26 protein-coding genes and 1 riboswitch are annotated in these 26,425 nt (G+C 54.5%); of the genes, 6 read left to right on the top strand and 20 right to left on the bottom strand.

Translation table 11 applies throughout. The features are described from left to right. Nucleotides 1-10: 10 nt before the first annotated feature. Nucleotides 11-691 carry a tetratricopeptide repeat protein gene (locus AC6CHM_RS10910; protein ID WP_307283208.1) on the bottom strand — a complete coding sequence of 227 codons (681 nt, stop codon included), beginning with the start codon at nt 689-691 and terminating at the stop codon, nt 11-13. 111 nt (nt 692-802) lie between these two features. Beyond that, nucleotides 803-1,384 carry an NnrU family protein gene (locus AC6CHM_RS10905; RefSeq protein ID WP_115052162.1) on the bottom strand — a complete coding sequence of 194 codons (582 nt, stop codon included), beginning with the start codon at nt 1,382-1,384 and terminating at the stop codon, nt 803-805. 140 nt (nt 1,385-1,524) lie between these two features. Here AC6CHM_RS10905 and AC6CHM_RS10900 point away from each other — a divergent pair, with 140 nt between their 5' ends. Further along, complete coding sequence (locus AC6CHM_RS10900; RefSeq protein ID WP_498173158.1) at nt 1,525-2,562, top strand: polysaccharide deacetylase family protein; 1,038 nt, start codon at nt 1,525-1,527, stop codon at nt 2,560-2,562. A 20-nt stretch (nt 2,563-2,582) separates the two neighbouring features. On the opposite strand, the gene sbmA is transcribed toward AC6CHM_RS10900, so the two are convergent. Together sbmA and AC6CHM_RS10890 are read right to left on the bottom strand one after the other, a co-directional pair. Then, a complete protein-coding gene (gene sbmA, locus AC6CHM_RS10895; RefSeq protein WP_354346873.1) occupies nt 2,583-3,833 on the bottom strand; it encodes a peptide antibiotic transporter SbmA in 1,251 nt (416 codons plus the stop codon). 340 nt (nt 3,834-4,173) lie between these two features. Next, on the bottom strand, nt 4,174-5,337 hold the full coding sequence (locus AC6CHM_RS10890) for a YbfB/YjiJ family MFS transporter (RefSeq protein WP_115052165.1): 1,164 nt from the start codon (nt 5,335-5,337) through the stop codon (nt 4,174-4,176). Nucleotides 5,338-5,519: 182 nt separating this feature from the next. Here AC6CHM_RS10890 and AC6CHM_RS10885 point away from each other — a divergent pair, with 182 nt between their 5' ends. The 5 genes from AC6CHM_RS10885 to dhaL all read left to right on the top strand — a co-directional run bounded on the left by AC6CHM_RS10885 (nt 5,520) and on the right by dhaL (nt 8,847). Then, the gene (locus AC6CHM_RS10885) at nt 5,520-5,876 is read left to right on the top strand and encodes an ArsR/SmtB family transcription factor (protein WP_498173155.1); all 357 of its coding nucleotides are present in this window, start codon (nt 5,520-5,522) and stop codon (nt 5,874-5,876) included. Next, a complete protein-coding gene (locus AC6CHM_RS10880; RefSeq protein ID WP_498173153.1) occupies nt 5,873-6,349 on the top strand; it encodes an SRPBCC family protein in 477 nt (158 codons plus the stop codon). Before AC6CHM_RS10885 ends, AC6CHM_RS10880 begins: the two co-directional genes overlap by 4 nt. Before the next feature lie 100 nt (nt 6,350-6,449). Continuing rightward, nucleotides 6,450-6,599, top strand: a riboswitch (FMN riboswitch). 93 nt (nt 6,600-6,692) lie between these two features. Then, nucleotides 6,693-7,166, top strand: coding sequence for a 6,7-dimethyl-8-ribityllumazine synthase (locus AC6CHM_RS10875; protein WP_115052168.1), 474 nt, complete (start codon nt 6,693-6,695; stop codon nt 7,164-7,166). Between the two features lie 31 nt (nt 7,167-7,197). Continuing rightward, a complete protein-coding gene (locus AC6CHM_RS10870) occupies nt 7,198-8,205 on the top strand; it encodes a dihydroxyacetone kinase subunit DhaK (protein ID WP_307283185.1) in 1,008 nt (335 codons plus the stop codon). Between the two features lie 3 nt (nt 8,206-8,208). Continuing rightward, nucleotides 8,209-8,847, top strand: a complete 639-nt coding sequence (gene dhaL, locus AC6CHM_RS10865; protein WP_337353673.1) for a dihydroxyacetone kinase subunit DhaL — start codon at nt 8,209-8,211, stop codon at nt 8,845-8,847. Nucleotides 8,848-9,036: 189 nt separating this feature from the next. Here the strand turns inward: dhaL and derI are convergent, their stop codons facing one another. The 16 genes from derI to AC6CHM_RS10785 form a co-directional block, all read right to left on the bottom strand. After that, nucleotides 9,037-9,474: a D-erythrulose-4-phosphate isomerase gene (gene derI, locus AC6CHM_RS10860; RefSeq protein ID WP_337353672.1), complete on the bottom strand. Its 438-nt coding sequence runs from the start codon at nt 9,472-9,474 to the stop codon at nt 9,037-9,039. Between the two features lie 26 nt (nt 9,475-9,500). Further along, nucleotides 9,501-10,301, bottom strand: coding sequence for a triose-phosphate isomerase (locus AC6CHM_RS10855; protein WP_498173150.1), 801 nt, complete (start codon nt 10,299-10,301; stop codon nt 9,501-9,503). Beyond that, complete coding sequence (locus AC6CHM_RS10850; protein ID WP_498173149.1) at nt 10,298-11,242, bottom strand: sugar phosphate isomerase/epimerase family protein; 945 nt, start codon at nt 11,240-11,242, stop codon at nt 10,298-10,300. Before AC6CHM_RS10850 ends, AC6CHM_RS10855 begins: the two co-directional genes overlap by 4 nt. Nucleotides 11,243-11,249: 7 nt before the next feature. Further along, complete coding sequence (locus AC6CHM_RS10845) at nt 11,250-12,098, bottom strand: TIGR01459 family HAD-type hydrolase (protein WP_498173148.1); 849 nt, start codon at nt 12,096-12,098, stop codon at nt 11,250-11,252. Next, complete coding sequence (locus AC6CHM_RS10840; RefSeq protein WP_498173147.1) at nt 12,095-13,375, bottom strand: FGGY-family carbohydrate kinase; 1,281 nt, start codon at nt 13,373-13,375, stop codon at nt 12,095-12,097. The genes AC6CHM_RS10845 and AC6CHM_RS10840 overlap by 4 nt, the downstream gene beginning before the upstream one ends. Beyond that, on the bottom strand, nt 13,372-14,421 hold the full coding sequence (locus AC6CHM_RS10835; RefSeq protein ID WP_498173146.1) for a class II aldolase/adducin family protein: 1,050 nt from the start codon (nt 14,419-14,421) through the stop codon (nt 13,372-13,374). The genes AC6CHM_RS10840 and AC6CHM_RS10835 overlap by 4 nt, the downstream gene beginning before the upstream one ends. Further along, nucleotides 14,418-15,932: a glycerol-3-phosphate dehydrogenase gene (locus AC6CHM_RS10830; RefSeq protein ID WP_354346892.1), complete on the bottom strand. Its 1,515-nt coding sequence runs from the start codon at nt 15,930-15,932 to the stop codon at nt 14,418-14,420. The genes AC6CHM_RS10835 and AC6CHM_RS10830 overlap by 4 nt, the downstream gene beginning before the upstream one ends. Next, nucleotides 15,929-16,603: a class II aldolase/adducin family protein gene (locus tag AC6CHM_RS10825; RefSeq protein WP_307283159.1), complete on the bottom strand. Its 675-nt coding sequence runs from the start codon at nt 16,601-16,603 to the stop codon at nt 15,929-15,931. The genes AC6CHM_RS10830 and AC6CHM_RS10825 overlap by 4 nt, the downstream gene beginning before the upstream one ends. 10 nt (nt 16,604-16,613) lie before the next feature. Continuing rightward, complete coding sequence (locus AC6CHM_RS10820; protein ID WP_498173144.1) at nt 16,614-17,654, bottom strand: 2-hydroxyacid dehydrogenase; 1,041 nt, start codon at nt 17,652-17,654, stop codon at nt 16,614-16,616. Nucleotides 17,655-17,671: 17 nt separating this feature from the next. Continuing rightward, nucleotides 17,672-19,222: an FGGY-family carbohydrate kinase gene (locus AC6CHM_RS10815; protein WP_498173143.1), complete on the bottom strand. Its 1,551-nt coding sequence runs from the start codon at nt 19,220-19,222 to the stop codon at nt 17,672-17,674. Beyond that, nucleotides 19,222-20,346, bottom strand: coding sequence for an ATP-binding cassette domain-containing protein (locus AC6CHM_RS10810; RefSeq protein WP_115055140.1), 1,125 nt, complete (start codon nt 20,344-20,346; stop codon nt 19,222-19,224). Before AC6CHM_RS10810 ends, AC6CHM_RS10815 begins: the two co-directional genes overlap by 1 nt. After that, a complete protein-coding gene (locus tag AC6CHM_RS10805; protein ID WP_115055141.1) occupies nt 20,343-21,455 on the bottom strand; it encodes an ABC transporter ATP-binding protein in 1,113 nt (370 codons plus the stop codon). The genes AC6CHM_RS10810 and AC6CHM_RS10805 overlap by 4 nt, the downstream gene beginning before the upstream one ends. A 4-nt stretch (nt 21,456-21,459) precedes the next feature. Then, nucleotides 21,460-22,317 (bottom strand): carbohydrate ABC transporter permease, encoded by an 858-nt coding sequence (locus AC6CHM_RS10800; RefSeq protein ID WP_307283147.1) that lies wholly within the window; start codon nt 22,315-22,317, stop codon nt 21,460-21,462. Nucleotides 22,318-22,327: 10 nt separating this feature from the next. Continuing rightward, nucleotides 22,328-23,197 (bottom strand): carbohydrate ABC transporter permease, encoded by an 870-nt coding sequence (locus AC6CHM_RS10795; protein WP_115055143.1) that lies wholly within the window; start codon nt 23,195-23,197, stop codon nt 22,328-22,330. Between the two features lie 146 nt (nt 23,198-23,343). Beyond that, on the bottom strand, nt 23,344-24,786 hold the full coding sequence (locus AC6CHM_RS10790; protein ID WP_115055144.1) for an extracellular solute-binding protein: 1,443 nt from the start codon (nt 24,784-24,786) through the stop codon (nt 23,344-23,346). A 94-nt stretch (nt 24,787-24,880) separates the two neighbouring features. After that, entirely contained in the window at nt 24,881-25,843 is a 963-nt protein-coding gene (locus AC6CHM_RS10785) for a sugar-binding transcriptional regulator (RefSeq protein WP_370878857.1), read from the bottom strand. Between the last annotated feature and the right edge of the window lie 582 nt (nt 25,844-26,425).

The raw sequence follows: 26,425 nt of genomic DNA, 5'->3' as shown, positions 1-26,425 counted from the left end.
TAATTCTTAATTAGCCAGCGGCCGCAGCGGGCGTGGCGCCAGTGCTTTTAAGCATGTCCAGCATTGTATCAGCAAACTGACGTATATTGGCGGGAGCCGCCTGATCATCGGAAATCTGCTTGAAGAGTTTGGTTGCATCAGCACCGCGACCGGCTTTCCAGGCAGCAAGACCAAGAGCCTCACGCGCGGAGTGGCGCATCGGGTTGCTATCCGACGACAGCGCTTCAACACGGCTTGCCACATCATCATAAGAACCCGTATCCACCAGAATGAGGGCGGCACGCAGCTTTGCCAGATCACGAATGGCCTGCGGCACGGATGTGTCAGCAGAAACCTTGTCGAAGGCAGCAACTGCACCGGCAAGATCACCCTTTTGCGCAATCACACCGGCGGCGCGCATGCGAGCCAACACCGGATAAGCGCCATAACCATCTTTTTCAAGCTGATCGAGGGTCTTCAGGGCTTCGTCATTCTTGCCATCACGGACAAGGTTAAGCGCTGCCAGGAATTGATCGCCGGACTTTGAAGCTTCTCTTTCAGTCCAGTATTCGTAAAAGGCAAAACCAGCGGTACCGATGACGATCGCGACAACGCCGCCTATTAGCAAAGTGCTATAGCGCGCCCAGAACGCCCGCATCTTATCGGAGCGCAGTTCCTCATTTACTTCACGGAAAAAGCCGTCGTCAGTCATGGTGCCTCATGAATAGTTATCGCGCGACGGCCATGGGCAGTCACGCAAGGAGTTCAGGGGGCTTTTAGTCGGAAACTGCGCGCGATGTAAGGGGCTTGCTTAAATTAGCCGTCACATTGGTGAAACACCGATCAAAAGAACGTGCAATTTCCAGATAAACAGGACGTAAAGCACAAGGCCAATGACAATGGCGATGACATCATTGGTCACGGGTCCGGGCGTAATGACTGCAGGGGCAAGCCCAGCGCGCGCCTGACGCTTGAGCGCGATACGATCAAACACCGCCCAGGCAAGAAAGGACAAAAACAGGATAAGCGAAGCAAGATCGCCATTGGCCAGAAGATGCGCGAGCGCCCAGGTCTTGATGGATATCAACATGGGGTGCTTCAGCGCGGGCTTGATACGGCCGGGCTTTGCAATGAAAACGCCAAGAAAGACGAAGGCAAACAGCATCAGCAGCAAGGTGATGTGTTTCATCCAGACCGGAGGTTCGTAGAGTATCGGTGCCTCCAGCCGGGCCATGCCAAAGCCCCAAACCAACAGGGCAAGGCCGACGACAGACACCAGAGAATAAAGGCCTTTCCATTTGCCTTCTCCCCACTGCTCCATCTTGGCAAGCCGCCAGCGCGGCGCGACAATGCGCACTGAATGTATTCCCAGAAAAATGATGATTCCGATAATCATGACCAGCATGGCTTGTCCCCTTTTGTAACGGCACTCTACAGGGTGATTAGAATGGTTCCAACGTAAAGCATTGCGGTGGATCGCCGCGTCCGATCATCGCCACAATTGACCTGTAGCGACAGTGCTCCCTGTGGAGCTGACCTGACATCATGCAAATTTTTACCCGGATCGTTGCCGCATCGGCAGCTTTTGCAATGGCTTCGCCTGCTTATGCTGATGGTGCGACCGGACTACGCGGCTCTATTGGTGTAAAACCACAATATGTGCTGATCTCATTTGACAATGCCGGTAGCAATGCACTTTGGGACCGTGCATTTAATCTTGCGCAGCGTTCCAACGCCAAATTTACCTATTTTCTCTCCTGCGTCTTTCTGATCGATCATTCCGACCGCAAGAGCTATCAGGCACCGGGCAAAGCTTCTGGCCGTTCCAATATTGGCTTTGCCTCTTCAAAAGAAGATATTGCAAAGCGTCTCGATAATATCTGGCGGGCGCGCAATGAAGGCCATGAGATTGGCAGCCATGCCTGCGGCCATTTCGATGGCAAGAACTGGACCAAGGCCGAATGGGAAAGTGAGCTTGTCACCTATCGACAAGTGTTGAGCGATGCCTGGACAAAATATGGCAACTCTCCCGAACCGGAAGGCTGGAAGAATTTCGTTGCAAAGGAGATTCGCGGCTTTCGCGCGCCTTATCTTTCAGAAAGCCCGGCCCTGATTGCTGCTTTGAAAGATCAAGGCTTCACCTTTGATGGCAGCGGCGTTTCCAAAGGTCCCGCTTTGCCGCTGTATGCGGGTGGACTTTACCAGTTTGGCCTACCGACAATCGCCGAAGGACCTCAGAACCGGCCCGTCATTGCCATGGATTATAATATGTTCGTACGTCACTCCGGCGGCTTCGAGCGTACAGACCACATGGGCGAGTTTGAGAATCGGGCCTATGAGGCATTTAAAGGCGCGTTTGAGCGGCAATATCAGGGCAAACGCATTCCTTTCCAGATCGGACTACATTTCACATTGATGAATGGCGATGCCTATTGGCGCGCGCTGGAGCGCTTTACTGCCGAGGTGTGTACGAAAGCCGACGTACGCTGCACGACCTATAGCGATTATCTGAAAGAAACCGGCAGTGTGGAGGCAGCTTCGGCACCGGATCTGGCACAGCCGCAAAAGGGCGGCGGAACTTAGCCACCGCCCTTTAAATGGACTTATACCTCTGTTTGCGTCTGCAAATAATGCTCATCTATAGCCGGTAACGGTTCATTATAAATGACTGCTTCAAATGCCCGAAGTCGTTTGTAAATCGAAATCAGCTCCACAATGACTGTCCAGGAATTTACGAGATACTGGAAAGAAGTACTCACTTGTCCGAACACATTCTGAATTTGTGTCATCAGCCCCAAACTAAGCTTACCTGCGGCGATAGATGGAATAAGAATTAGGGTCGAAACGATGTTATCGGCCTGAAGGTAGAAGATACGAGCCACATTGAAATAAAGGGTATGAAAATAAAGTGTGAAGTAGTTTTTTCTCACATTCGCAAAGAGTTGCGCAACCGTAGGCGGCTGCGCCCTGTCTGCATGATCCTCACCATAGACCAACTCTTTACGATAGGCAGCTTCGACACGTTGGTTTTTGAATTCAAGCCCCGGTAGTTTATAGCCCGCAATCGCCAAAAAGACTGTACCGAACACGGCCCATCCGACGGCTGCCACGACGAGTGCGTAGGGCACTTCACCAAAGACCGGCAATTTCGTTACCTCTTTCGAGAGAACAAAAAGTATGGGCAAAAAGGCAATTAGAGTCATGAATGACCGGACCAGACTGACTCCGAGACTCTCCACTGTCGTCGAGAAACGCATTGTATCGTCCTGAACGCGTTGTGATGCCCCTTCAATATGCCGGAGCTTGTCCCAATGCTCCATGTAGAAGCGGTTCATAGCCGTTCGCCAGCGAAAGATATAATGGCTGATGAAAAATCCGTTTATAGCGCCAATAGTAACGGCCACGAATGCGATGCCGGATATATCGACCAGTCCCATGTAAAGCTCTTGTGCGGTTACTGGTCTGGTCTTGGCGAGGGCTGCCTGTATCAAATCATAATATGGCCCATACCAAACATTGAACGCGACACTTACCTGAACAGAGAAATAAGTAGCGAATATGATTAGAGCTGATCCCAAAATAGACCAGTTTTGCCATGGATGGGGGCTGTAGGCCGCCCAGAAAGCATAAAATACTAATGTGAATACCGTATAATAGATGTAAAACCATAGGAACGGTGGGGACACAAATAGACCTATACCCACGATAGGCGGCGCGTCAGGTGCAGCTGGCGGCAGGCCGAAATAAGCGCCAAGCTGCTCTCCACCAAAATACCAGAAAAATATGGCCGCAAGCGCCCACAGTATGGCCAATGTAAAAAACAGCTTGGGCTTGGGAAAAAATGAAACGAACACCGTCGTGACCCTCGTAAAAACTATGCAAATCGCAGTGCTACGAGTTGCACAAGTTTTCCAGCACGAATAGGGCAAACCGTGAGTTGGCGTAATTAAATTACCGTAATGATGGGTGTTCTTGACAGCTATTGCATGTTTGAAGAATGCACTTCGAATTCCGAAAGCTGTCCAGCGGCATTCGCGTTATGCGTGGTTCGACAAGCTCACCATGAGGAAAGTGGGTGGGTTGCAAGCTTATCATCAATGTTTCAGCTACATCGCAAATGCAACCCTCCCTGCAATCACCCGCCCTCCTCATGGTGAGCTTGTCGAACCACGCAATATAGAAATGCCGTTTGGATCAGCCCGCCACTTTCCGACCCGCAGAAAATGCAAAGAATGAGCCAATCACCAGCCCCGCTGCTGCTAGCAGCGTGGATGAGGTGAAATTACCGCTGATATCGGCAAGATAACCGGCAATCAAAGGTCCAACGATCTGTCCGATACCAAAGGCTGCCGTTGTGATCGCCATCATCCGGCGTGGGGATTGCGGTACGAGCTGACGCCCTGCCTGAAACACGAAGGCGGTAATGACCATGATCGTGAGACCTAACAGCAAGCCCCCGATAAGTGGGCCAATGGGAGATGGCAGGATGACGCTGCCTGCAACACCACCGGCCAGTGCAAGCAGGCTGAAAGCAAGGGATGTAAAGGGACCGGCGCGGCGCAGCACGGGGTTCCAGATCCAGACTGAGAATATGCCCGCAAAGCCGGTGCAAAGCCACACGAAAGCTTCTGTCGAGGCGCTGCCCTCATTGGCCCGGACAATGGCCATGATGAAGGTTGCGGTGATGACATAGCCAATGCCGAACAGCGCATAGGCTATATTGAGCTTGATGAATTCTGCCGTCCAGGCGATGGCCGGTTCCTTGATGTCCGCGCCGGTGCGCAGCGGTCCTTCGCGGATTAACAAGGCAACTGCGATCAAGCCAAGCGTGGAAAGGACTGCCGCGCCTACCCAATCGGCACGCCAGCCATAGCCGGTGAATGCGACCAGCGCCACCAGCATAGCTGACAAGGCGATACCGGTACCGACACCGCCAAAATGCAGAGCTTGCAGATCCAACCTGCCTGCAGCGCCGAGGTGACTGAATACAATCGTCGCGGCGAAGACCAGCATGAAAGCGCTGGCCATGCCTGCGAGAAAGCGGATGACAGAAAACAGCAGCACATTTTCCGTAAGGCTCATTGCCAGGCACAAGGCGGCGCTTGCGGCAAGCGAGCCAAGCATGACTTTGCGCTCAATGCCTGCCGCCCACGCGTAACCGGCAACAATCGCACCAACGAGATAGCCAAGGAAATTCGCCGAGGCGATGATGCCTGCATCACCGGCGGAAAGACCAAGATCACTCATCATGCCGGGTAGAATAGGCGTATAGACAAAACGACCGATACCCATGCCAATAGCCATAGCAACCAGCCCGCCGAGGGCGAAGCGAAGTGGAGATGCGGTGCCTGAATTCATGCGCGGACATTATCCCTGCTTGCCGCAGAGACAAGACAATTAATTTGATAGCTGCATCGACCCCGATTGATGGTTGCTGATAGCAACGAGTTGCCAGCACGAGCGCTTCGATATTTTTCGCTTGCAATACTTAGGACTTTACCTAAGTATTGCTCAATCGACATATGAGGACTCGCAGATCCATGCCCACCGCTACCGCACTGGCTGCTCCACCCGTTCCCGTTGATGCCGTTTTTCGCGCGCTGGCAGACCCGACGCGGCGGCAAGTGCTTGAACGGCTTGTCAACAGCCCGGCTTCGGTCAGCGAACTCGCCGAACCTTTCAACATGGCGTTGCCGTCCTTTGTCGAGCATTTGCGGGTGCTTGAAAGCAGTGGTTTGGTCAACTCGCAAAAAAAGGGACGCGTTCGAACCTATCGCATTCAAACCGAACCAATGAAACTTGCCGAGAATTGGCTGTCCAAGCAACGGACCCTGTGGGAACGCCGTCTCGATCAACTTGACGATTACATGATTACACTCAAGGAGGAAAACACGTGACTTATGATTTGAAAGTTGATCCAAAGCTCGATCTCGTTCTGGAGCGGACTATCGATGTGCCGCGCGCGCTCGTATGGAAGTGCTGGACGATGCCGGAACATGTCAGCAAGTGGTTTACGCCGAAACCCTGGACAATTTCCGATTGTGAGATTGATCTGCGTCCGGGCGGGATTTTCCGCACGGTAATGAATGGTCCCGATGGAGAACAGTCGATCAATTATGGTTGCTATCTGGATATAGTGCCAAATGAACGTTTGATCTGGACCGACGCCCTGTTGCCTGGATACCGCCCTGCCGAAAATCCATTCCTGACCGCCGTTCTTCTGCTCAAGGACGAAGGACGCGGCACGCGCTATACCGCCGTGGCGATTCACCGCGATCAAACCACGCGCGACCGGCACGAGGAAATGGGCTTTTATGACGGCTGGGGCACGGTGCTGGACCAGATGATCGAATATTCGAAGACCCTCTGATTTAGAAATGCCAAGGGGTGATTCAACGGATCGTCGCCTTTAGCGTCAGTCTTGTCGCTGGACGGATTGACCTTCGCCACGGCGTGCCTATATTCAACCTGCACGTTCTCAGGGCGGGGTGTAATTCCCCACCGGCGGTAGCAGGCAGAAATGCCTGAAGCCCGCGAGCGCTTCCAGCACCCGCTGGAAGGTCAGCAGATCCGGTCCAATTCCGGAGCCGACGGTATAGTCCGGATGAAAGAGAGCAAGCATTGGCAAGATCCCGCCACAGGTGGGGTCTGATCTGTGCGTGTTCGCCCAAAGGGATCATTGAAAAATGGCAAAACCCTGAAAGGCCTGATAAATGACTATTGTTTCCCATCCTTCTACTAAAATCGCCATCATCCGCGCACGCTGGCATGCGGATATTGTTGACCAGTGCGTCAACTCATTCGTTGAGCAATGGGCGGCACTTGGCGGTGATCGCTCCGATGTCGAAATCTTCGACGTTCCGGGCGCGCTCGAAATACCACTCCATGCACAGACATTGATCTCAACCGGCAAATTCTCGGCCGTTCTCGGCACGGCTTTCGTGGTTGATGGCGGTATTTATCGCCATGATTTCGTTGCCGGAACCGTGCTGGATGCAATGATGCGCGTTCAACTCGACAGCGGCATTCCCGTACTATCCGCAGTTCTCACTCCCCATAATTTCCAGGAGTCGGCAGCCCATATCGCCTTCTTCAAGGATCATTTTGTCATCAAGGGTGTGGAAGCTGCCAATGCATGCTCGCAGATATTGCAGGCCCGCGCTAAGCTTGCGATGATTGACGCCTGACAAGGCAGAATATGCATCTGGGAGGATCGACGTGAAGACCAAGAAGATTATCAATGACGGCGCCAATGCTGTCGACGAAATGCTGGAAGGGGTGCTTGCCGCCCACTCCGCAAAGGTCTTTGCGCTCGATCATTCTCCCCGCTCAATTATTGCCCGGGACGGCCCCCGCCCCGGCAAGGTCGGCATGGTGATCGGCGGCGGCTCGGGACACGAGCCATCATTTCTCGGATTTGTCGGCAAGGGTCTTGCTGATGCCGCCGCTATCGGCAATGTCTTTGCCTCGCCGCCGCCTGACCCGATCATCGAATGCACCAAGGCAGTCAATAATGGCGCCGGGGTGCTTTACATGTATGGCAATTATGCTGGCGACGTGATGAATTTCGACATGGCGGCAGAAATGGTCGCCATGGAGGATATTGAAGTTCGTACCGTGCTGACGACCGATGATGTCGCTTCAGCCCCTGCCGATCAGCGGGACAAGCGACGCGGTGTTGCCGGCAACGTCTTCGTGTTCAAGGCTGCCGGAGCCGCTTGCGACAAGATGCTGCCGATTGATGAATGCGAGCGGATTGCCCGCAAGGCCAATGACCGCACTTTCACCTTTGGCGTGGCGCTTTCGCCCTGTTCACTCCCCCAGACACTCAAACCAAATTTCACGCTTGGTGAAGATGAAATGGAAGTCGGCATGGGAATCCATGGCGAGCCTGGTATCTCCAAAGAAAAGCTGAAACCGGCTGATGCCATCACCGATGAATTGATGGACAAGATATTGGATGAAATGGCCGCACCGAAAGGGGACCGCGTGGCTGTGATTGTCAATTCGCTCGGCTCAACGCCTCTCATGGAATTATATATCATGATGCGGCAGGTGAAAAAACGGCTGGATCAGGCCGGGCTTGCGCTGCACTTGAGCCTTGTCGGCAATTATTGCACCTCGTTGGAGATGGCCGGCGCTTCGATTACCGTCATGCATCTGGACGCGGAATTGCAGGAGATGATCGATCATCCGTGCGATTGCGCCATGTTTCGGGCGGGCTGATCAATGAGCGAAATTACCGCTGCAAATCTGATTTCCATGTTTGCGGAAATCGCCAAGGCCATGGCTGAATCCAAGGCACATTTGTGCGAGCTGGATGGCGTTATTGGCGATGCCGATCACGGCATAGCCATGGATCTGGGCTTTTCGACAGTTGCAACCAATCTCGCGGCGCCGGATATTACCGCAGCCGATCCCACAACCGTATTCAACACAGCGGCCAAGTCGTTTCTCAACGCTGTCGGCGCTTCCTCCGGCCCGCTTTATGCGACAGCCTTCATGCGCGCTGGAGCAAGTGTTAAGGGCAAAACCGTACTAACTGCATCGGACTTTGCCGATGCCTTCATCGCCATGGCGAAGGGCATTCAGGATCGCGGCAAGGCGGAAATTGGCGACAAGACGATGATCGACGCATGGGTGCCCGCTGCCGAGGCAGTGGAGAGCGCAAAGACACAAGGGGCTTCATTGGCGGAAATATTGGACAAAGCGGGTAAAGCCGCCGAGGCCGGAGCAGAAGCAACCAAGGCGATGATCGCTTCAAAGGGGCGCTCCGCCCGTCTTGGCGAGCGCGCCATTGGTCATATTGATCCGGGCGCCGCTTCAGCAGCCATACTCATCAGAGCCATGGGCAAGGGATTGGGTTAGCAAATTGCATTAGTAGAATGCGTGGTTCGCCCTTCGACAAGCTCAGGATGGCTCACCATGAGGAAGAAAGCTGATTGCAGGGAGCAAGTTTTGCGAGGTTATTGCAACCAACAACTTCCCTCATGGTGAGCCATCCTGAGCTTGTCGAAGGGCGAACCACGCACAAAGAAAGCTAAGGCTGCTCGCTATTTACTTCCCCGCATCCAACCTATCGATTGCTTCAACATTACCTGCTGATGCGCCTTGGGGATCGAATTCGGATTCCAGCCATTTATCCACGATAGCCTTGGCAAGTTCCGGGCCGATAACACGGGCGCCCATGGTGATGATCTGCGCATTGTTGGATTTGGCAGCGCGCTCGGCGGAATAGGTATCATGGGTCAGCGCGGCGCGAATGCCCGGCACCTTGTTTGCTGAAATACTGACGCCAATGCCTGTACCGCAGATGAGAATGCCGCGCTCATTGGTTCCATCGACAATTGTCTGTGCCAATTTTTGCGAAAGATCCGCATAAAAGCCGGACTGGCTGAGGTCTGCAACGACATGTTCCGGCTTTGTCGCAAGATGCGCAGCAATGATATCGAGCAAAGGCTTACCCGCACTATCAGCTCCAATTGCTATTTTCATGAGTTTTTCCTTTCTAGATCTGTTCTTTACGCAATTCCGGACGGAAAACCGGTTCCCACTTTTCCTGGAATTGCTTTTGCGACCCGCTGTAAAATATCAAGATAGCCTTCTGCTGCCCAAGCAGAGCGACCAATGAACAGGCCATCAATATTCGGGCAGGCAATCAGTTCGGCGCAGTTTTCAGGATTGACGCTGCCGCCATAAAGGACAGGTACAGCAGTGCCGAGCACCGACCTGGCCACAGCCGCGATCTTCCCATGGCGTTCATCTGCATATTCAGACGTTGCCGGAATGCCATTGACGCCGATTGCCCATATGGGTTCGTAGGCCAGAAGGACCGGCTGCTTTCTTGCCTCACCTTCAAGCAAAGCGAGGGCAGCTTGCACTTGCGCAGCAAGCACGGCGTCGGCCTCTCCGGCCTCGCGTTGAGCCAGACTTTCACCAATGCAGATCAACGGGGTCAATCCGTGACGCACGGCTGCCGCGACCTTGAGGCCAACCGTGCGGTCGGTTTCACCAAAAAACTCGCGGCGCTCGGAATGTCCAAGCTCGACCAGATCGAGATTACAGTCCTTCAGCATCAGCGGCGATATTTCACCAGTCCATGCGCCGGCGTCATCCCAGTGCATGTTCTGGGCACCGACCTTGACGCTTGTGTCTTTCAACGCGGCTTTGACCTCGCGCACCGCTGTGAACGGCGGAATGACAAAGCGCTGAACCCGCTGATCGCGGCTTTCATCACCGGCAGCAAGAGCTTCGGCAAAGGCCAAAGCCTCCGCCAGCGTCTTGTTCATCTTGAAACTCGTGCCAATCCAGAAATCGCTCATTTCACTTTTCCCGAGTTTGCTCCATTGAACCCCGTGTCAATATAGGGCTCCCAGAACTCCACGGACTCGCGGATCATATCCACCACCATATGGTCGGTTGGTTCGCGCTCGCGAAACGATAGTTCAAGGCAGATTTCATTATCCGTGCCGCCGCCTCGACGCACCGTTTCAAGGAATTTTTCCGGTGTGATCCGGCCATCCTTGTTATGCGCTGCGATAAACGGCCAATGACCACCCTTGTTCATTGAAGATTGCTTGATGTGGATGATCGGGGATTCCTTGGGGAAAGCTTCCGCCCAGGCATAGGGATCAATATCGGCAGGATTGCTCGATGTGACATCGCCATGATCGATATCAACCATCATCAGAAGGGGAATTGGCAAGTCTGATGCTTGCAAGCGATCATGAAGCTCACGGCAAGCCGCGATCGTGTGGCCAAATTCGCGCCCGACCGACATGGGCTCCCAAAAGAGATAGGTAAGGCCGGCAGCCTTTGCATGCGCTGCCACATCCCGCCAGCAATCAATGGCGATTTTCATCAATTCTTCGCGGCGTACCGGGTCGTCATAATCCTTATGGGTAAAGATCGCGAACTGCGTGCCGAGCGACGCCGCGCCAAGATCAGCAGAGATATTCGCAAATGTCTTGAACCAGTCGACATAATATTGCCGGACATCCGCATCTGGATGACCAAAATGATTGAGACGCCCATAGGGCCCTGTCATACCCGACGTGACATTCACACCCGTGCGCGAGAGCGCTTTCTGGAACTGCTTTACATGTTTGGAGATTGTCGGTTGCGGCCACGATGGATTGATGAATTCGTGCGTCAGCTGCACATAACCGATGCGAATTTTTTCTGCGATTGTATCAATCAGATCATCGGCTTCAGCGAAGCGGTTCACCAAAGGATTGGTGTTGAGCGAGAGGGTGAAAGCCATTAGTCTCCTACCAGATAAAGCGGTCAATCGTGTAATCAGGCGATGCGCCATGTTCAGCAAAAAGGCTCTGCAGCTGTTGCGTGTTTGAACCAGCCAATATGCCGGTCTTGACCAGCACGGATTTCAGTCCAGCCCCGGCGGCCCCGGCAATGTCATGCTCTATACTGTCACCGATGCAACAGACCCGCTCCGGGTTCGGATGACCGAGAAAGTCTATGGCAGCGGCATAAATATCGGCGAAAGGTTTGCCTATCCAGCGCACTGTGCCACCCAGTTCCTGATAAAGCTCCGCAATGCGGCCAGCACCAAAGGCAGTACCTTCAGCTGTCAGCATGATCTTATCCGGGTTGGTGCAGAGACATGAAACGCCACGTCTTGCTGCCGGTTCCAGCAAGTTCCGGTAATAATCCAGATCATGGATATCCCCTTCACTGGCAGCGATCAGAACAATATCCGCGTTCTCGCCAGTTGCCGTGCGTTCCAGATCAAGGCCATCCAGCGGCGACGTATCGCCATCACGGCTGATAAGCAGGCAGCGGCGGGCGGGCCCACCCTGTGCTTTTGTTGCTTCAGCGGCCAGCATCTGCCACGCCACCTCACCAGATGTGAGGAACCAGTCCCAACTTGCAGGGTTAAAGCCTATTTTTGCCAGACGCCGGTTATTTTCAGCGGAGCGCTTTCCCGAATTGGAAAGGATAATGATCCGAACGCCGGTCTGCTTCAGGGCGGCAAGCGTTGAATCTGCATTGGGATAGGGTCCGCGGCCATCGCGAAGCACACCAAACTGGTCGATGAGGAAAGCGTCAAAACGTTCTTGCAGATCACGTAGACCAGATAATTGTGTTGGCTGTGTCATAGAACACCCGCCGATTTTGCGCCCTGAATCGCAAGCCGTGCTGCACCCGCTGCCGCTTCTTCCGACAGGACGGGCGGCATGGGAACGCCAAGCTTGCGGGCGCGAATGGCGGACCAGACAACATTCTTCGCACCACCACCGACACTACGAACCGAGCGAAGCTCGGGTGCGCCAAGTCCCGCCAGGCGTCCATAAGCCATGTGCTCAATATTTGCGATGCCTTCAAAGATTGCTTTAAGGAACTGCGCATCACTGTCAGGACGCGGTTCCATACGCGGTTTCATCGCAGGATCATTGATGGGGAAACGCTCGCCATCACGCAGCAGCGGATAATAATCAAGGCCAGCGTCCGTTGCCGGGTCGATGCTGGCGGAGAGCCTTTCTATCTGCGCATTATCGAAATAATGCGCCAGCACATTGCCGCCCGTATTGGACGCGCCGCCAGCCAACCACATATTGCCGATGCGGTGGCTATAGAGCCCGAACTCGGGCGCGAACAGAGGACGATCCGAGAGCACCTTGACCGTCAATGTTGTGCCAAGCGCGCTGACACCATCGCCGGGCTGATCAGCGCCTGTCGCCAGAAAAGACGCACAACCATCCGTCGTTCCCGCAACGATGACCACCGATGGAGGCAAGTCAAATGCGGCAGCTGCTTGCGCAGAGATGATCGAAATCGGCGAACCCGCCGGCAGAACATGCGGCAGCATTTCCATATGGGTACCGGTACTGCCTATCCAGAGCGGCCACCGCCGTTCGATAGGATCATAGCCCGTTTTCAACGCGTTGTTTTCGTCGGAGACATTGTAAAGGCCGGTGAAATGCCCTGAAAGCCAGTCAGCCTGATGGATAATATGCGAAACACTGCGGATGGTTTGAAAATGCATAAGCTTGGCAAGGCCGGAAGTGGCTCCATGCGCTGCGCTGGATTCAGGAGCATTGGCCGCAATCGCGTCGACAATAGCTCGGTCTGACACCGGATCATTATACATTAATGGCTCAGCCAGAGGCGCGCCGCTGGCATCGACCGGCAATACTGTGCCGGAAGTACCGTCTATACTAATCGCGCGGATCTGTTTGCGTTCAACCGACACGAGCACCTGTGACAGCGCCGACTGGACAGCAGACCACCAAGCCGCAGGATCGCGGTGATTTGGCGAGAAGGCGTCCAGACGGGCTGAAGCGCTGGCAACAACGTCAAACGAGGCAGTCATCACCACAGCGCGCGCGCCGGACGTGCCTATATCAATGCCGATGAACAGTGCTTCACCTGTCATTGCAATGCCTGACCTGCACGATTGAGTGTTTGCCGGTATTTCTCCGCATCCCAGCCAAGGAGCTCGGCATTTTCCTCATCTGTCAGGTAATTCAGACGCGCGCCTTGCGGAATCCGGGAGGTAACGTCCGCAAGGCAGCGCGCCATGGCAAGAGCCCCTGATGTTGCTTCTTTCAACACCAGAACGCCCCTGCCGGGGAACAGGATCGCGGGCGGCAGCGCCATGCCCTCTTGCTGTTTCTCTTCGATGGTCAAAGCGGTATCCGTTGGCGAGGCGATCACCGAACCTTTCCCCAAAAAGATGACATGGTCCGGATAGAGACTGCCACCTGCCGCGATCAGGCAACTGGTCAGATCAGTCGCAACGCGGTGAATCGATGCATCCTCGGGAAGCCTGTACTGACTATTGACTGCAAGGCGTTGCAGTGCGGCAATATCCGCGTCCGGTGCCTGACGCGGCGTGACAGACAAAAGGCGGGAGACCCGATGAAGCAGGACCTCCGCTTCATCGACTGTTTCGGCCGCAACCGCGAGACCATGATTGCCCAAAATGAGAACACATGTGTCTTCTTCCAGACGTTCGGCTATGGCTCGGGCCAGCGGCAATCCCGGGCGGGCATAGGGCACGAATGCATAAGGAATATCGCCCAGACGCGATACAACCAAGGCAGGGCCATCGGCCTGAACAGCCAAGGCAATAGTCTCGACGCAATGAACATGCACCACCACCTTTTGCGGCATAAGCGCATGGACGGTGGTTTCAATCGATGGGCGCAGGCCGGAGGGATTGCGTTCGGCAATCACATAATCCTGCGCTTTCTCGGCAGAGGGATCATAGCGGCCCAGCGCATCCAGCAAAGGGTCCAGCGCGACAGGCACCATAATATCGGTATTTCGCGCATTCATCAGCCAGAGGCCGGACGCCTTGATCCAGAGCGTGCCACCTTCTTTGATGGATGTGTTGCCGCCTGCCGCTTGTACCAGCGCCGGATCGGCGCCAATACGGGCCGATAGGTCGAGCAGGGCTTCAAACTCCGCGCTTCTCATGCCGCCACCTGCTGGCTTGTCCACCAATTCGTGAAAACCACGCGCTCTTCCTCAGTCATGTGCAAGCCGTGTTTGGTGCGCCGCTCCAGAACATCCTCTGGCCAAAGCGCCCATTCCGTCGTGCGCAAGAACTGCGCTTCCCGCTCATACAAAAGCTTGCTGAACCGTGTGCCCAGATCTGAAACAGATCGCGCCGAGCCAAGCAGGTCATGCATGCGCGTGCCGTAAAGCCGGGCGTAGTGCTTGGCGAGATCAAAGGGCAGCCAGGGATATTTGGCTCGCATATCACCCAGAAACTGTTCGAAATCCGCATTCGCCATGTCGCCTCCCGGAAGCTGCGCCTTGGCAGTCCAGCCCGGGCGCATATTGGGGAAAAATGGCTTCAGGCGGTCAAGCGCATGTTCGGAAAGCTTGCGGAATGTTGTGATCTTGCCGCCGAACACCGAAAGAAGCGGTGCCTTGTTGTTGCCTGCATCGACTTCAAAAATATAGTCTCGGGTAACGGCGCTGGGGTTTTCCGCACTGTCATCATAGAGCGGACGCACACCGGAAAAGCTATGGACAATATCGGCAGGCACCAATTGCTGCTTGAAATAGCGGTTTACGGATTTCAGCAGATAGTCGATTTCATTGCTGTCGGCCGCCACATCTTCCGGATGCCCTTCATAAGGAATATCCGTGGTGCCGATCAACGCCAGATCATTTTCATAGGGATTGATGAAGATAACCCGTTTGTCCGGGTTCTGGACCAGATAGGCCTGCCGTCCTTCCCAGAATTTCGGTACAATAATGTGGCTGCCCTTGACCAGCCGGACACTGCGGCTGGAGTTCAAGCCTGCCACGCGCCGGATAATGTCATTGACCCATGGACCGGCGGTATTCACCACGCAGCGCGCCTTCACGGTTCTTTTGGTGCCCGAAGCCGTGTCGGTCATTTCAACGATCCAGATACCCTCTTCGCGGCGGATCGAGTTGCATGCGGTTCGCGTATGGATTTCAGCGCCGCGGCCAGCGGCATCGAGCGCATTCAAAAGCACCAGCCGCGCATCATCAACCCAGCAATCGGAATATTCGAATGCCTTGCCATACTCGTCTTTCAACGGCGCACCTTCCGGGGCAGTCTTCAAATTAAGCGTGCGCGTTCCCGGCAAGCGTTTGCGCCCGCCAAGATGATCGTAAAGGAACAGGCCGAGACGCACGAGCCAGGCCGGACGATCCGCCGGATTATGTGGCAAGACAAAGCGCATTGGCCAGATAATATGCGGAGCGGATTCGAGCAGGACCTCGCGCTCGATCAGCGCCTCGCGCACCAGCCGGAATTCGTAATATTCGAGGTAACGCAGCCCACCATGGACAAGCTTGCCGGAGCGCGAACTTGTGCCCTGGGCGAGATCATCTTTTTCACAAAGGATGACTGACAGACCACGGCCTGCTGCGTCGCGCGCAATGCCCGCACCGTTGACACCGCCGCCGATAATGAACAGGTCGTAGATATCCGTGCCTTTGTTCAATGTTCTGCCCCCTGCGGTGAAGGCTTGTCCTGAAGTCCATAGCTCGCAAAGCCGCGACGGACACCTTCGATCTCTTCTGGAGGCAGAATGACGGCTCCGCCCAAAAGCAGCGCGTGGTAATATTGCTTGGCGATTGTTTCCAGCTCGACAGCCGCCCACATAGCCTTTTCAAGGCTGCTACCCGTTGCAATCATACCGTGATTGGCCATCAGGCAGGCAGTGCGATCTTTCAACGCCTTCAACACATTATCGGACAGTTCTTTTGTGCCATAGCGGGCATAGTCACACAGCCTGATATCGTCGCCGCCAAATGCCGCAACCATATAGTGGCATGCCGGAATGGATTTATGGGCGATGGCAAGGATCGTCGAAAACGTCGCGTGGGTATGAACGACCGCGTTGATTTCAGGCCGTGTGCGCAGAATGTCGAGGTGAAAGCGCCATTCGGTGGAAGGTTTCTTTGGGCCTTGCCAAGAGCCATACTCGCCATCAAGCGGCATGGAGGCGATCATGTTCGGCGTCATCTCATCATAAGGAACGGCAGATGGCGTAATGAGCATGCGATTTTCAAAGCGCACACTGATATTGCCGGACGTGCCTTGATTTATGCCGGCTGCATTCATCTGGCGGCAATGGTCGATGATCGATTGTCTGAGCTTTTGTTCTTGCATGATGATAGCCTCAGCAGGGATTGACCGGCGGCAGGCCAGCTATATAGCGCCGTACCTCCTCTGCGGCCATTTCAGCCGCATAGGTGACCGTGCGCACGGATGCGCCTGCAATATGCGGCGTGAGCGTTACATTGGGCAGTTGCAGCAGTGGCCAATCGGCTGGAACCGGCTCCACGGCAAATGTTTCGAGCATTGCACTGCCAAGATGGCCACTGGTGAGCGCTTCATACAGCGCATCATAATCAACCAGCGGGCCGCGCGCAGTATTCACAAAAATCGCCCCCTGCTTCATCTTGGCAAAGGCCTCGGCATTCATGATGCCTTTGGTTTCTTCCGTCACACGCGGGTGGAGGGTTACAACATCAGAATGGGAGAGCAGATCATCCAGTGCTACATGCTCAACGCCCGCATTGCGGTCATCAGCCGATAGCTGGACATAGGGATCGTGCACCAGAACTTTCGTGCCGAAAGCCCGCAACAACCGCACGACCTTTGTGCCTATATTGCCATAACCGATAACGCCGACAGTCATTTCGGAAAGCTCACGACCAGTCTTGTCAGCGCGGTACAACTCGCCGCGCCACTCACCCTTGCGCAGGGATTCATGGCCGCTGCGGATAAGGCGCGTTTCCGCCAGAATGGCACCCAGGGTGAACTCGGCAACGGCGCTGGCATTGCGGCCTGGCGTATTGACGACAAGGACACCCGCATCGCGTGCAGCCCTCATATCGATATTAACCGGACCACCGCGGGAAACGGCCACGAATTTCAGATCCGGCAGCCGTTCCAGCATACCGGCCGACATGGGAGCGAGCTGGGTGATGAAAAGCTCGGCATCGCCGATGAACTCGACAACCTCATCAGGATCACCCAGATATTCCTTCAGCCCGTCCATGCCCTTGACCGCGTAGCCATGTTCCATTGGAACATCCGGCCAGGGCTGTTGCAGCGTGCGAATATCGTGCTCGTCACCACATAGCTCCACGATCTTTTCCCGGAACACTTCCGGGAGCATGAACCTGTCGCCGATAATGGCTATTTTCTTGGTCATTGCGGTCTTCCTATTCGTCAATTGCTGCTGGCTAGCATGTGCCATGTCGGTTGCAGCGCCAGCCTTGACTGGCGATAGGCCGGGAAAGCCTTTTCATAAATCAGGGACAGTTCTTCATCGGCAGCTTCCGGCTGGCGCTGGAAAGGCGTTACCCAATCTTTGACGCAATCTGCCATTGAGCCATAAATACCAAGGGATACGGCTGCGATCATGGCCGCACCTGCGGCTCCTGCCTCCTCACGCTCGCTGGTCTGTACCGAGGCACCGAGAGCCCCGCCCAAAATTTTGCGCAGCGAAGCACTGCGCGCCGCGCCGCCCGTTATTCGAACCCGCTTTGGCAAAGGTCCCATCGCCGAGTAGCAATCGCGGGCAGCCAGCGCCAAGCCATCAAACACAGAGCGCACAAGATCGCCGAACCGATGGCTCGAAGAAAGACCTATGAAGGAAGCACGGGCTGTCGCGTCAACAAAGGGACCCCGCTCACCCGCATCGGAAATATAGGGGTGATAAATGACCGAAGCGGCTGTCGCATCGGCGAGCCAGGTCTCCACATAAGCGAGCAATTCCGTTTTCGACTTCTCAATCCCGACACTTTTGAAAAGGTCGCCGGCGACAGACAATACCCAATCAATATTGAGGGTTGCCGCCATATTGGACTGCATCTGCGCATATATTCCAGGGATCGGCATACACATTGTATACCCCGTCAGATCGCGGTTCAGCTGCACATCGTCGGGGCTGGTCGCAAGGCGCATATGCATGCCGGTCGACCCGATGATCGAGCATCCCGTATCTGTTCCCGGTTCATAAAGCCCAGCACCAAGCGCGGTGCACGCCACGTCCACATAGCCCAGAACGACAGGCGTGCCTTCCAGCAAGCCCGTGCTTCGTGCAGCCTCGCCCTCAAGCTTGTGATGGGTTGTAGAGCCATCGACGATTTCCGGCAGAAGATATTTGAGTTTCTCCAGCCCCAGAAAGTCAATCACGCTGTCTGAATAGGCGCGCGTGCGAAAATCGCCAAAGGTGAACACGGCCTCCGACGGATCGGTGGCGCGCTTGCCGGTTAATTTGAAATAGAGCCAGTCCTTGCAATGGAACGCCGTCGTCGCACCGGCATAAAGCTCCGGAGCCTCATTCATCATCCAGCGCAATTGCGAACCCTGCTGGCAGGCGGCAAGCCCGCTGCCAGTATGGGTGAAGCGGCCAAGATCGCCGCGTTCCTTGCGCAGATTGTCAACTACATTACCGGCACGCGCATCAAGCCACAACCAGCCCTTGCCAACAGCCTCGCCATTCTTGTCGATCATCCATGTCCCATCGCCCTGTCCCGTTACCGAGACAGCCACAGTGCGACTGGCCAGATTTTCAACCTTCCCGGCAAGTTCAAGCAGCGTCTTGGCTGCATCGGCCCAAGTGCGTGCCAGATCCTGCACAACCCCTGCCCTGCCGATAGTCTCATAGCTATTGGGGGTAGAGGCAAATGCGATCTGACGACCGGCAAGATCGAAGGCCACGGATTTGATGACGGAGGTTCCCGCATCAATCCCTATGAGGATATCGCGTGTCATCACGCAAGCTCCTGACCGTGACTAATAGCGACGCCGGTTTCGCCGTTGAATACATGCAGGCTGGCCGGATCGAGACGAACCGCAATCGTATCGCCGATTGCCACATCCGTCCGATCATGCTCGACCAGTACCAACGATCCACCGGCAAAGTCTGCCGCAATATGGGTCTGGTCGCCCAGCCATTGATTGACCGAAACACGTGCATGAACGCCGCCTTCGCTACGGCGAACCGCATAGGGCCGAATGCCAACAACGACTTTTTGGTGTTTTTTCAACTCTTCGCGCACGGCTGGCGAAAAGTCAGAAGCGGCATATTCCAGCTTCACACCTTGATTAAGACCGAAAGTAATCCTGGTGTCACTGTTCGAGACCGTCGCCTCGAAGACATTCATGGGCGGCTCACCGACAAAGGTGCCGGTGAACAGATTGGCCGGTCGCTCCTTGATCATTTGCGGCGTATCGAACTGCTGCAACTCACCGCCTTCCATGACGGCAATACGATCTGCAAGCGCATTCGCCTCGGTCTGGTCGTGGGTCACGAGGATGGCGGTTAGTCCCCGCTCCTTGATATAGTGCTTGATACGGCCACGCAGCACCGCCCGCAATTGCGGCTCCAGCTGTCCCATTGGTTCATCAAGCAAATGCAGATCGGCATCACGGATCAAGGCACGACCAAGGGAGGCGCGCTGCTGCTGACCACCGGAGATTGAACTTGGATAACGCCCAAGAATATCCTCGATCTCCAGAAGCTTGGCGATATAGGCGACCTTCTCTTCGACAACAGACTGCGAGAGCTTGGAAGACTTCAACGCGAAGGCGATATTTTCCTTCACTGTCAAAGGCGGATAGAGCGAATAGCCTTCAAAGGCCATGGCAACATTGCGCCGGACCGGGGCGAAGGTTTGAACCTCGCGGCCTTTCAGCGAAATGGTACCGCGCGATACAGCTTCAAAACCGGCAACCATGCGCAATGTCGATGTCTTGCCGCAACCGGATGAGCCAAGGAGAGCGATAATCTCACCCTTTTTCACATCCATGCTGATGTTGCGGACCGCATGAACACCGTGGTCAATGGGGCCATAGAATTTGTCGACATTTTTGATCAACAGAGCAGTATCACTCATGCTGCCACTCCCTGCTCTGTCGTGCCTGCCTTGCGGATCAATGCGCCGCTGGCCTTGTCGAAAAGAAATGTGGTTTTGCCGTCGATAAGGATAAAAGCGGGCCCCGATACGGGGCCTGGTGTTCCCGCAGGACGGGAAACCAAAAGCTCGCGCTTGCCGACTGTTACGACCAGCGTGACAGTCTTTTCATTCAGCGGGGTTTCAGCCTCGACCTCAATGGGAACGGCACCCTTCACCGTGTCCTTGGCAAAGGTAATTGATTCCGGCCGGATGCCAATGACGCAAGCTTGTCCCACAACATTATCCGGCATACCCGGCAGAGGGACGCGCACCTTGGAAATCTCAACATAAATGCCACCAGCATCCTTTTGCGGCACGACATCAAGGAGGTTGATCGTCGGGTCGCCGAACAGGCTGGCAATCCCGATATCGGCAGGCGCATTATAGATCTCCTCCGGCGTTCCGATCTGGCGAATTTTGCCATTGGCCATGACTGCAATGCGGTCACCAAGTGCCATGGCTTCTTTATAGTCCTGCGTCACATAGACAACTGTCGCGCCTTGCGAAGCGAGAAGACGCGGCAGTTCCAGCCGCATCTCAAAGCGGAGCTTCGCATCGACATTGCGCAAAGGGTCATCCAGCAATAGCAGCGGCGGCGAACCAGCTAAGGCTCGGGCCAGTGCAGTACGTTGCTTCTGCCCGTTGGAAAGCGCCTTGGGATGATGCGACAGCACATGGTCGATCTTGAGCAGTTTCGCCACTTTGCCGACGCCAGCCTTGATCGCTTCGGCGGAAGAGCGGGTTGCCGTCAGAGGACTGGCGATATTGTCGTGAGCGCTCATATGGGGGAATAGCGCGAAATTTTGAAACGCCATGCCAATGCCGCGATGCTCCGCATCGACATCGGTCATGTCTTCGCCGCCAATCAGGATTTTTCCCTCATCTGGATCGATCACACCGGCGACGAGACGCAGGAGGACGGTCTTTCCGGCCCCGGACGGGCCGAACAGGACCAGCGTCTCGCCATCTGCTACGTCAAGCGACAGGTCATCGAGGACCGTATTGGTCTTGTAACGCTTGACGATGTTCTTGAGTTGTAAAGTGGTCATAGGATTATCCCTTCACCGCGCCAAGCGAGAGCCCCTCGACGAGGTAGCGCTGTGCATAAAGAGCGAGCGCGAGCGTCGGAGTGACTGAAAGCACAATTGCCGCGGCGATCTGGCCGTACTGGATGCCGGATGAGGTAACAAAGGCGAGAGCGCCAACTGTGACCGGCTGTTTATCGGCAGATGCCAGGACCAGCGCGAAGACGAAATTATTCCAGGCGAAAATAAAGGCGAGCAGGCCTGCTGCCGCAATACCGGGACCAGCCAGAGGCAAGGCAATCTTGCGGAACGTGGCAAACCACGAGTGGCCCGCTATGCGATAGGCATATTCAACATCAGCCGAGATATCTTCGAAATAACCGCGCACAATCCACAGGATCAATGGCAGGCAGATCAACTGATAAACCCAGATGAGACCGAAATAAGTATCCGACAGACCAAGCCATTGGAAATACTGCGTTAGCGGCAGCAATACCAGAAGCGGCGGCGCGAAGCGGAAAGACAGCAGCGTGAAAGCAATATCTTCCGAGCCACGGAACTTGTGGCGGGCAAAGGCATAGGCCGCAGGGACGCCAAGCACCAGAGACAGTGCAACCGAGGTGACCGAGAGAAAGACCGAATTGCCGAGATTGCGCATGAAGGCAATATCAAGTGTACCAGCGGAGGTCGTCAGCTTGCCTGTAATGAGCGCTGCATAATTGGACAGTGTTGGCGTGAACACAATGGATGGCGGTATCTGCAAAATGGTCTCGTTCGTCTGGAACGACATAAGGAATATCCAGAGGATCGGGAACATGAAGAAGATAACGACCAGCGACAGCGCAAGGAAGCGCAGGGATTTTTCGAGTGTGGATGTGGTTTCCATAATGTACTCCTCACGCCTCGCCGCGAGCGCGTTCGCGCAGCCGCAGCCAGTTCTTGATGAAGATATTGGAGAGCAGGTAGGTGATCGCCCAAAGGATGACCATCAGAGCCGCTGACCGTCCAACATTCGTCGACTGGAAGAAGTTCAGGTAGGCTTCGACCTGAAACACCGTCAGCGCGTTGCCGGGGCCGCCCTGCGTCATGGCATAGATGATGTCGAACTGCTGAATGGAGTCGAGCAGGCGGAACAGCGTCGCGGTCAAAATATAGGGCGTCAGCATCGGCAAGGTAATGCGGAAGAACACGAAGGTGCGCGGCACACCATCAAGCGCGGCAGCTTCGAAGGGTTGGGTCGGCAGCGAGCGCAGACCGGCCAAAAGCAGGATCATGATAAAGGGCGTATAGACCCAGATATCGACCAGCACGACCGTCAGGAGCGCCGTATCGGGCGATGAGGCCCAACGGAAATTATGCAGCCCGACCCAACTTGCCAGATAGCTGAGAATGCCGAAACCCGGATTGGTCATCAGCTTCCACATCAGCGCCGCGAGCGCTGGCGCAATCATCAGTGGCAGGAGAAGCATGATCGAAATGAAATTATTGACGCGGGAGCGCTTTTGCAAAAGCAAGGCAATGCCAAGTCCGAGCAAAAGCTCCAACGTTACAGTGATACCGGCATAGAGCAGCGATATTTTCAGCGTGTTCCAGAAGCCCGGATCATTGAACAGAAAGTTATAATAGTTCTCGCCCCAGTTGAACTGGCGGCTCCATGGCTGGCTCAACCGGTAGCGCTGAAATGAATAAATGACGGCGGTGACGAACGGAATCAGAATACCGATGCAGACAAGCAATGCTGGCAGACTCAGCACATAGGGAAGCATCTTCCTGCTGATTCTGAACCTTGAAGCAGGCTTTCTGGGAATGGATGGTGAAGCCAATTTAAAGCTCCTTATTATTTAGGGCAATTACGCTTGTCGCGCACCGGAATACCCGGCACTTTGGGTGCCGGGTATTGGCGGGATGAAGATCAGCCGAGGCCTGCTTCCTTGAGCTGACGATCAATGCTCTGAGCAAGCTGGTCCAGACCCTCATCAATCGGCACTTCCTTGGCGACCATCTTCTGGAGCGTCGAGGCCCATTCGGTGGTAACGTCGAAGAAGAGCGGTTGCGGCGTGAACTTGATGCTTGCGCCAGCGGCCGATGCGTCGAACATTTCGACATAGCCCGGATATTTGCTGTTCAGCTTCTCGCGGAACATTTCATCCTTCCAGATCGATTGGCGAACCGGATCAACAAAGTCCATCTTGGTTGCGCCGAACAATGCATGCTCTGGACCAGAAGCCCATTGCAGGAAGTACCAGGTTGCGTCCTTGTCCTTGGAGAAATTGGACATGGCGAGCGACCAGATCCAGATATTCGGTGTCGATGCTTTGGCTTCCGGATTGGCTGTGAACGCCGCATAAGAAAGCTTCCCGGCCATCTTGTTGTCGCCGCCATTCATGAAGTATCCGAGGCAATCAGCATCGAAAATCATGGCAGAAGCACCGGCGCCAAGATCCGTACCTACCTGATACCAGGTATAGGTGGACCAATCCTTCGGGCCGCTTTCCTGAATCATCTGCACCCACTTGGTGTGATACGCTTTTGACTCCGCCGTGTTCATGGCTGCTGAAAGCTTGCCATCAGCAGAAACGTTCAGGTCCTTCTGGTTGAAGTTGGCATAGCCGGACAGAAAGCCCGGATGAATCGTTGCCCATGAGCGTGAACCGCGCACGCCGATGCCGTAAATGCCGCCAATATCCTTTTGAAGCTTGGCAGAAGTTGCGATCATCTCATCAATATTGCCCGGAACCTCGACTCCGGCTTTCTTAAACATATCGCGGTTATAGGTGATGTTGTTCTGTTCGAACGCCCATGGAATACACCATTGTTTGGCGTCTTCCGAACCAAGTGCGCCACCTGGAATCCCGTTCCATGCGCAGGAGTTTTTCACGCCGGGCAGGAAGTCGTTCCATGCATAGTTCGGATTGGTTTTCTCCGGATCATTGATCCATTCCTTCAGATCGGTGATCCAGCCCGCAGGACCATAGGTCCACGTCATATAGGCACCGGTCATGAACGCATCATATTCGGTCGAACCCGATGACAGAGCTGCCGTTACCTTGTCGAAATAGACGTCTTCCGGAAATACATCATATTTGACGTCGATGCCCGTCAGATCCTTGAAATTCTGAAGATTTGCGATCATCGCATCCGCATAGGGATGCTTGTTCAAAAGCAGCTTCAGGGATTTGCCGGAATGTTTCTTCCAGTCAAAATCGGCTGCCTGCGCATTGGTCGACATCATATTCATCAATGTGCCGGCGCTGGCCGCAGTAATGCCCATTGTGCCCAGCCCTTTTAACAGGCCGCGGCGGTCAACCGATCCGCGCAGGAAAGCGCTGATAAGGTCTTTTTCCTTGTCATGCATTGGTCTTCTCCTCCTTTTTATCGGGTATTATGGACCGGATACCCCACCGGTATTTCCTCCTGGATGCGATTTCCCGCACCCTTTCCGACATGCGTCAGATAACGTTGGCGACAAGCTGTTGTGCCGTTTTCTCGTCTGTTATCAGTCCGTTAAGGCACCGGCTTTCGAGCACTGCCCGAATGGCCCGCACCTTCATCCTGCCACCTGCAACGGCAATCAATCGCTGCTTTTTCAGGTCCTCCCGGCTCAATGTGAATGTGCGATCAGACAAGGTTGTCTGTATCGCCTGACCGGCATCATCGAAGAAATGGCCGAGAAGCTCTCCCGCTCCTCCCGCATTCTTAATGTCCTCAATCTCGCTTTTCTCGATCATGCCCGTTGAAACCAGCGAGGCTTCGCGCTCAGCAGTGCCGATACCGACCATTGAGAGATTGGCGCTTTTTGCCATGTCGAATATTTCGCGCACGCCGCGTTGACTGAACAAGACATCCATGTCTTCGACCGTATTGGCAAAGAACGGAACAGGCATGACATAGGCCTCTGCACCAATACGCTCTGCCAGCCTATGGATAACATCGTGCGGATTGGCGGAAAACTTTCGGGTCAAGCCGCCAAGCAGCGAGACGAAACGCACATTGTTGCTGGCTATGCGCGGCAGATAATCAACGCAGGCCGCAAGCGTCCGCCCATGCCCCATGCCAATAAGAAGTTCGCCATCACGCTCGATTTCACGCTTAAGAAATTGAGCTCCGGCAATGCCAAGAGCCTTTAGCGGCAGTTCCTCAGGATCAAAATCTGGAACTACTTCGCAGTAATCGAGCCCGTAACGGGTGGACAGCTTTTGCTCCAGCTCGACGCATTCTGAAACTTCGCCATCAATATAGACTTTTACCAACCCTTCCTGATTGGCCTTCATGATTAGACGATGGGCTTTGAGCGATGTTAGGCCGAGACGCTTTGCAACCTCGGACTGGGTCAAACCACCGGCGTAATGGAGCCAGGCAGCGCGCGCTGCCATGCTGGACTCTTCTTCGCGAAGAGAACTGCCACTCACCATTGCCATGTCTCCACCCTGAGCAATTTTGATATTTTTATCTCTTAGTGAAAATAATTTCACTTGCTGCAAAATTTGTCAAGCGAGAGAAATTGAGTTTGGACCTTCCGATAGTCGGGATCGGACTGGGCAACCTTCATGCAAGAGCGTTTTAGAAAGGAATAGCGAAGCGTTTCAGGGGCTTCCCGCAATGCACGCAACAATCGGGGCGCCTTTCACCCGGAACATAAATTTTTGGAAAGAGCGTTGGTGGATGCGCGGTGGCGCGGAAAACAGCCTGGCATATTGATGCGATGACCTTTACAAATCACCACTCTCCAAAAGCATAGCCTCTTTATTAATCTCAAATGCTTAAATTTAAGTCTCATTTATTCGACAAGAATATTTTCAAGTAAATCAATAGCAAATCTTCACTATACGAACTTCGTTGACCTTGAGTTGCCCCATAAACTAGGGAGTTAAAAGTATTATTATACATCGCTATTGGGGGAACTTATGCGAAATATTATATTTATCAGCTGCATCGCACTGATGTTGGCTGGGTGTCAGACTGCGCAGGAATCCGCTGTGGAAGCAAAGCAAACA

The organism is Phyllobacterium sp. GQ127 (genome assembly GCF_059758635.1).
Note: the sequence above shows the minus strand (reverse complement) of the source record. Positions and strands in the feature narration are given on the sequence as shown.

What these genes read in the sequence shown, in the direction of transcription:
- AC6CHM_RS10910 (WP_307283208.1), bottom strand. Translation starts at nt 691, where the DNA reads ATGACTGACGACGGCTTTTTCCGTGAAGTAAATGAGGAACTGCGCTCC.
- AC6CHM_RS10905 (WP_115052162.1), bottom strand. Translation starts at nt 1,384, where the DNA reads ATGCTGGTCATGATTATCGGAATCATCATTTTTCTGGGAATACATTCA.
- AC6CHM_RS10900 (WP_498173158.1), top strand. Translation starts at nt 1,525, where the DNA reads ATGCAAATTTTTACCCGGATCGTTGCCGCATCGGCAGCTTTTGCAATG.
- AC6CHM_RS10890 (WP_115052165.1), bottom strand. Translation starts at nt 5,337, where the DNA reads ATGAATTCAGGCACCGCATCTCCACTTCGCTTCGCCCTCGGCGGGCTG.
- AC6CHM_RS10885 (WP_498173155.1), top strand. Translation starts at nt 5,520, where the DNA reads ATGCCCACCGCTACCGCACTGGCTGCTCCACCCGTTCCCGTTGATGCC.
- AC6CHM_RS10875 (WP_115052168.1), top strand. Translation starts at nt 6,693, where the DNA reads ATGACTATTGTTTCCCATCCTTCTACTAAAATCGCCATCATCCGCGCA.
- dhaL (WP_337353673.1), top strand. Translation starts at nt 8,209, where the DNA reads ATGAGCGAAATTACCGCTGCAAATCTGATTTCCATGTTTGCGGAAATC.
- derI (WP_337353672.1), bottom strand. Translation starts at nt 9,474, where the DNA reads ATGAAAATAGCAATTGGAGCTGATAGTGCGGGTAAGCCTTTGCTCGAT.
- AC6CHM_RS10855 (WP_498173150.1), bottom strand. Translation starts at nt 10,301, where the DNA reads ATGAGCGATTTCTGGATTGGCACGAGTTTCAAGATGAACAAGACGCTG.
- AC6CHM_RS10850 (WP_498173149.1), bottom strand. Translation starts at nt 11,242, where the DNA reads ATGGCTTTCACCCTCTCGCTCAACACCAATCCTTTGGTGAACCGCTTC.
- AC6CHM_RS10845 (WP_498173148.1), bottom strand. Translation starts at nt 12,098, where the DNA reads ATGACACAGCCAACACAATTATCTGGTCTACGTGATCTGCAAGAACGT.
- AC6CHM_RS10840 (WP_498173147.1), bottom strand. Translation starts at nt 13,375, where the DNA reads ATGACAGGTGAAGCACTGTTCATCGGCATTGATATAGGCACGTCCGGC.
- AC6CHM_RS10835 (WP_498173146.1), bottom strand. Translation starts at nt 14,421, where the DNA reads ATGAGAAGCGCGGAGTTTGAAGCCCTGCTCGACCTATCGGCCCGTATT.
- AC6CHM_RS10825 (WP_307283159.1), bottom strand. Translation starts at nt 16,603, where the DNA reads ATGCAAGAACAAAAGCTCAGACAATCGATCATCGACCATTGCCGCCAG.
- AC6CHM_RS10820 (WP_498173144.1), bottom strand. Translation starts at nt 17,654, where the DNA reads ATGACCAAGAAAATAGCCATTATCGGCGACAGGTTCATGCTCCCGGAA.
- AC6CHM_RS10815 (WP_498173143.1), bottom strand. Translation starts at nt 19,222, where the DNA reads ATGACACGCGATATCCTCATAGGGATTGATGCGGGAACCTCCGTCATC.
- AC6CHM_RS10810 (WP_115055140.1), bottom strand. Translation starts at nt 20,346, where the DNA reads ATGAGTGATACTGCTCTGTTGATCAAAAATGTCGACAAATTCTATGGC.
- AC6CHM_RS10805 (WP_115055141.1), bottom strand. Translation starts at nt 21,455, where the DNA reads ATGACCACTTTACAACTCAAGAACATCGTCAAGCGTTACAAGACCAAT.
- AC6CHM_RS10800 (WP_307283147.1), bottom strand. Translation starts at nt 22,317, where the DNA reads ATGGAAACCACATCCACACTCGAAAAATCCCTGCGCTTCCTTGCGCTG.
- AC6CHM_RS10795 (WP_115055143.1), bottom strand. Translation starts at nt 23,197, where the DNA reads ATGCTTCCCTATGTGCTGAGTCTGCCAGCATTGCTTGTCTGCATCGGT.
- AC6CHM_RS10790 (WP_115055144.1), bottom strand. Translation starts at nt 24,786, where the DNA reads ATGCATGACAAGGAAAAAGACCTTATCAGCGCTTTCCTGCGCGGATCG.
- AC6CHM_RS10785 (WP_370878857.1), bottom strand. Translation starts at nt 25,843, where the DNA reads ATGGTGAGTGGCAGTTCTCTTCGCGAAGAAGAGTCCAGCATGGCAGCG.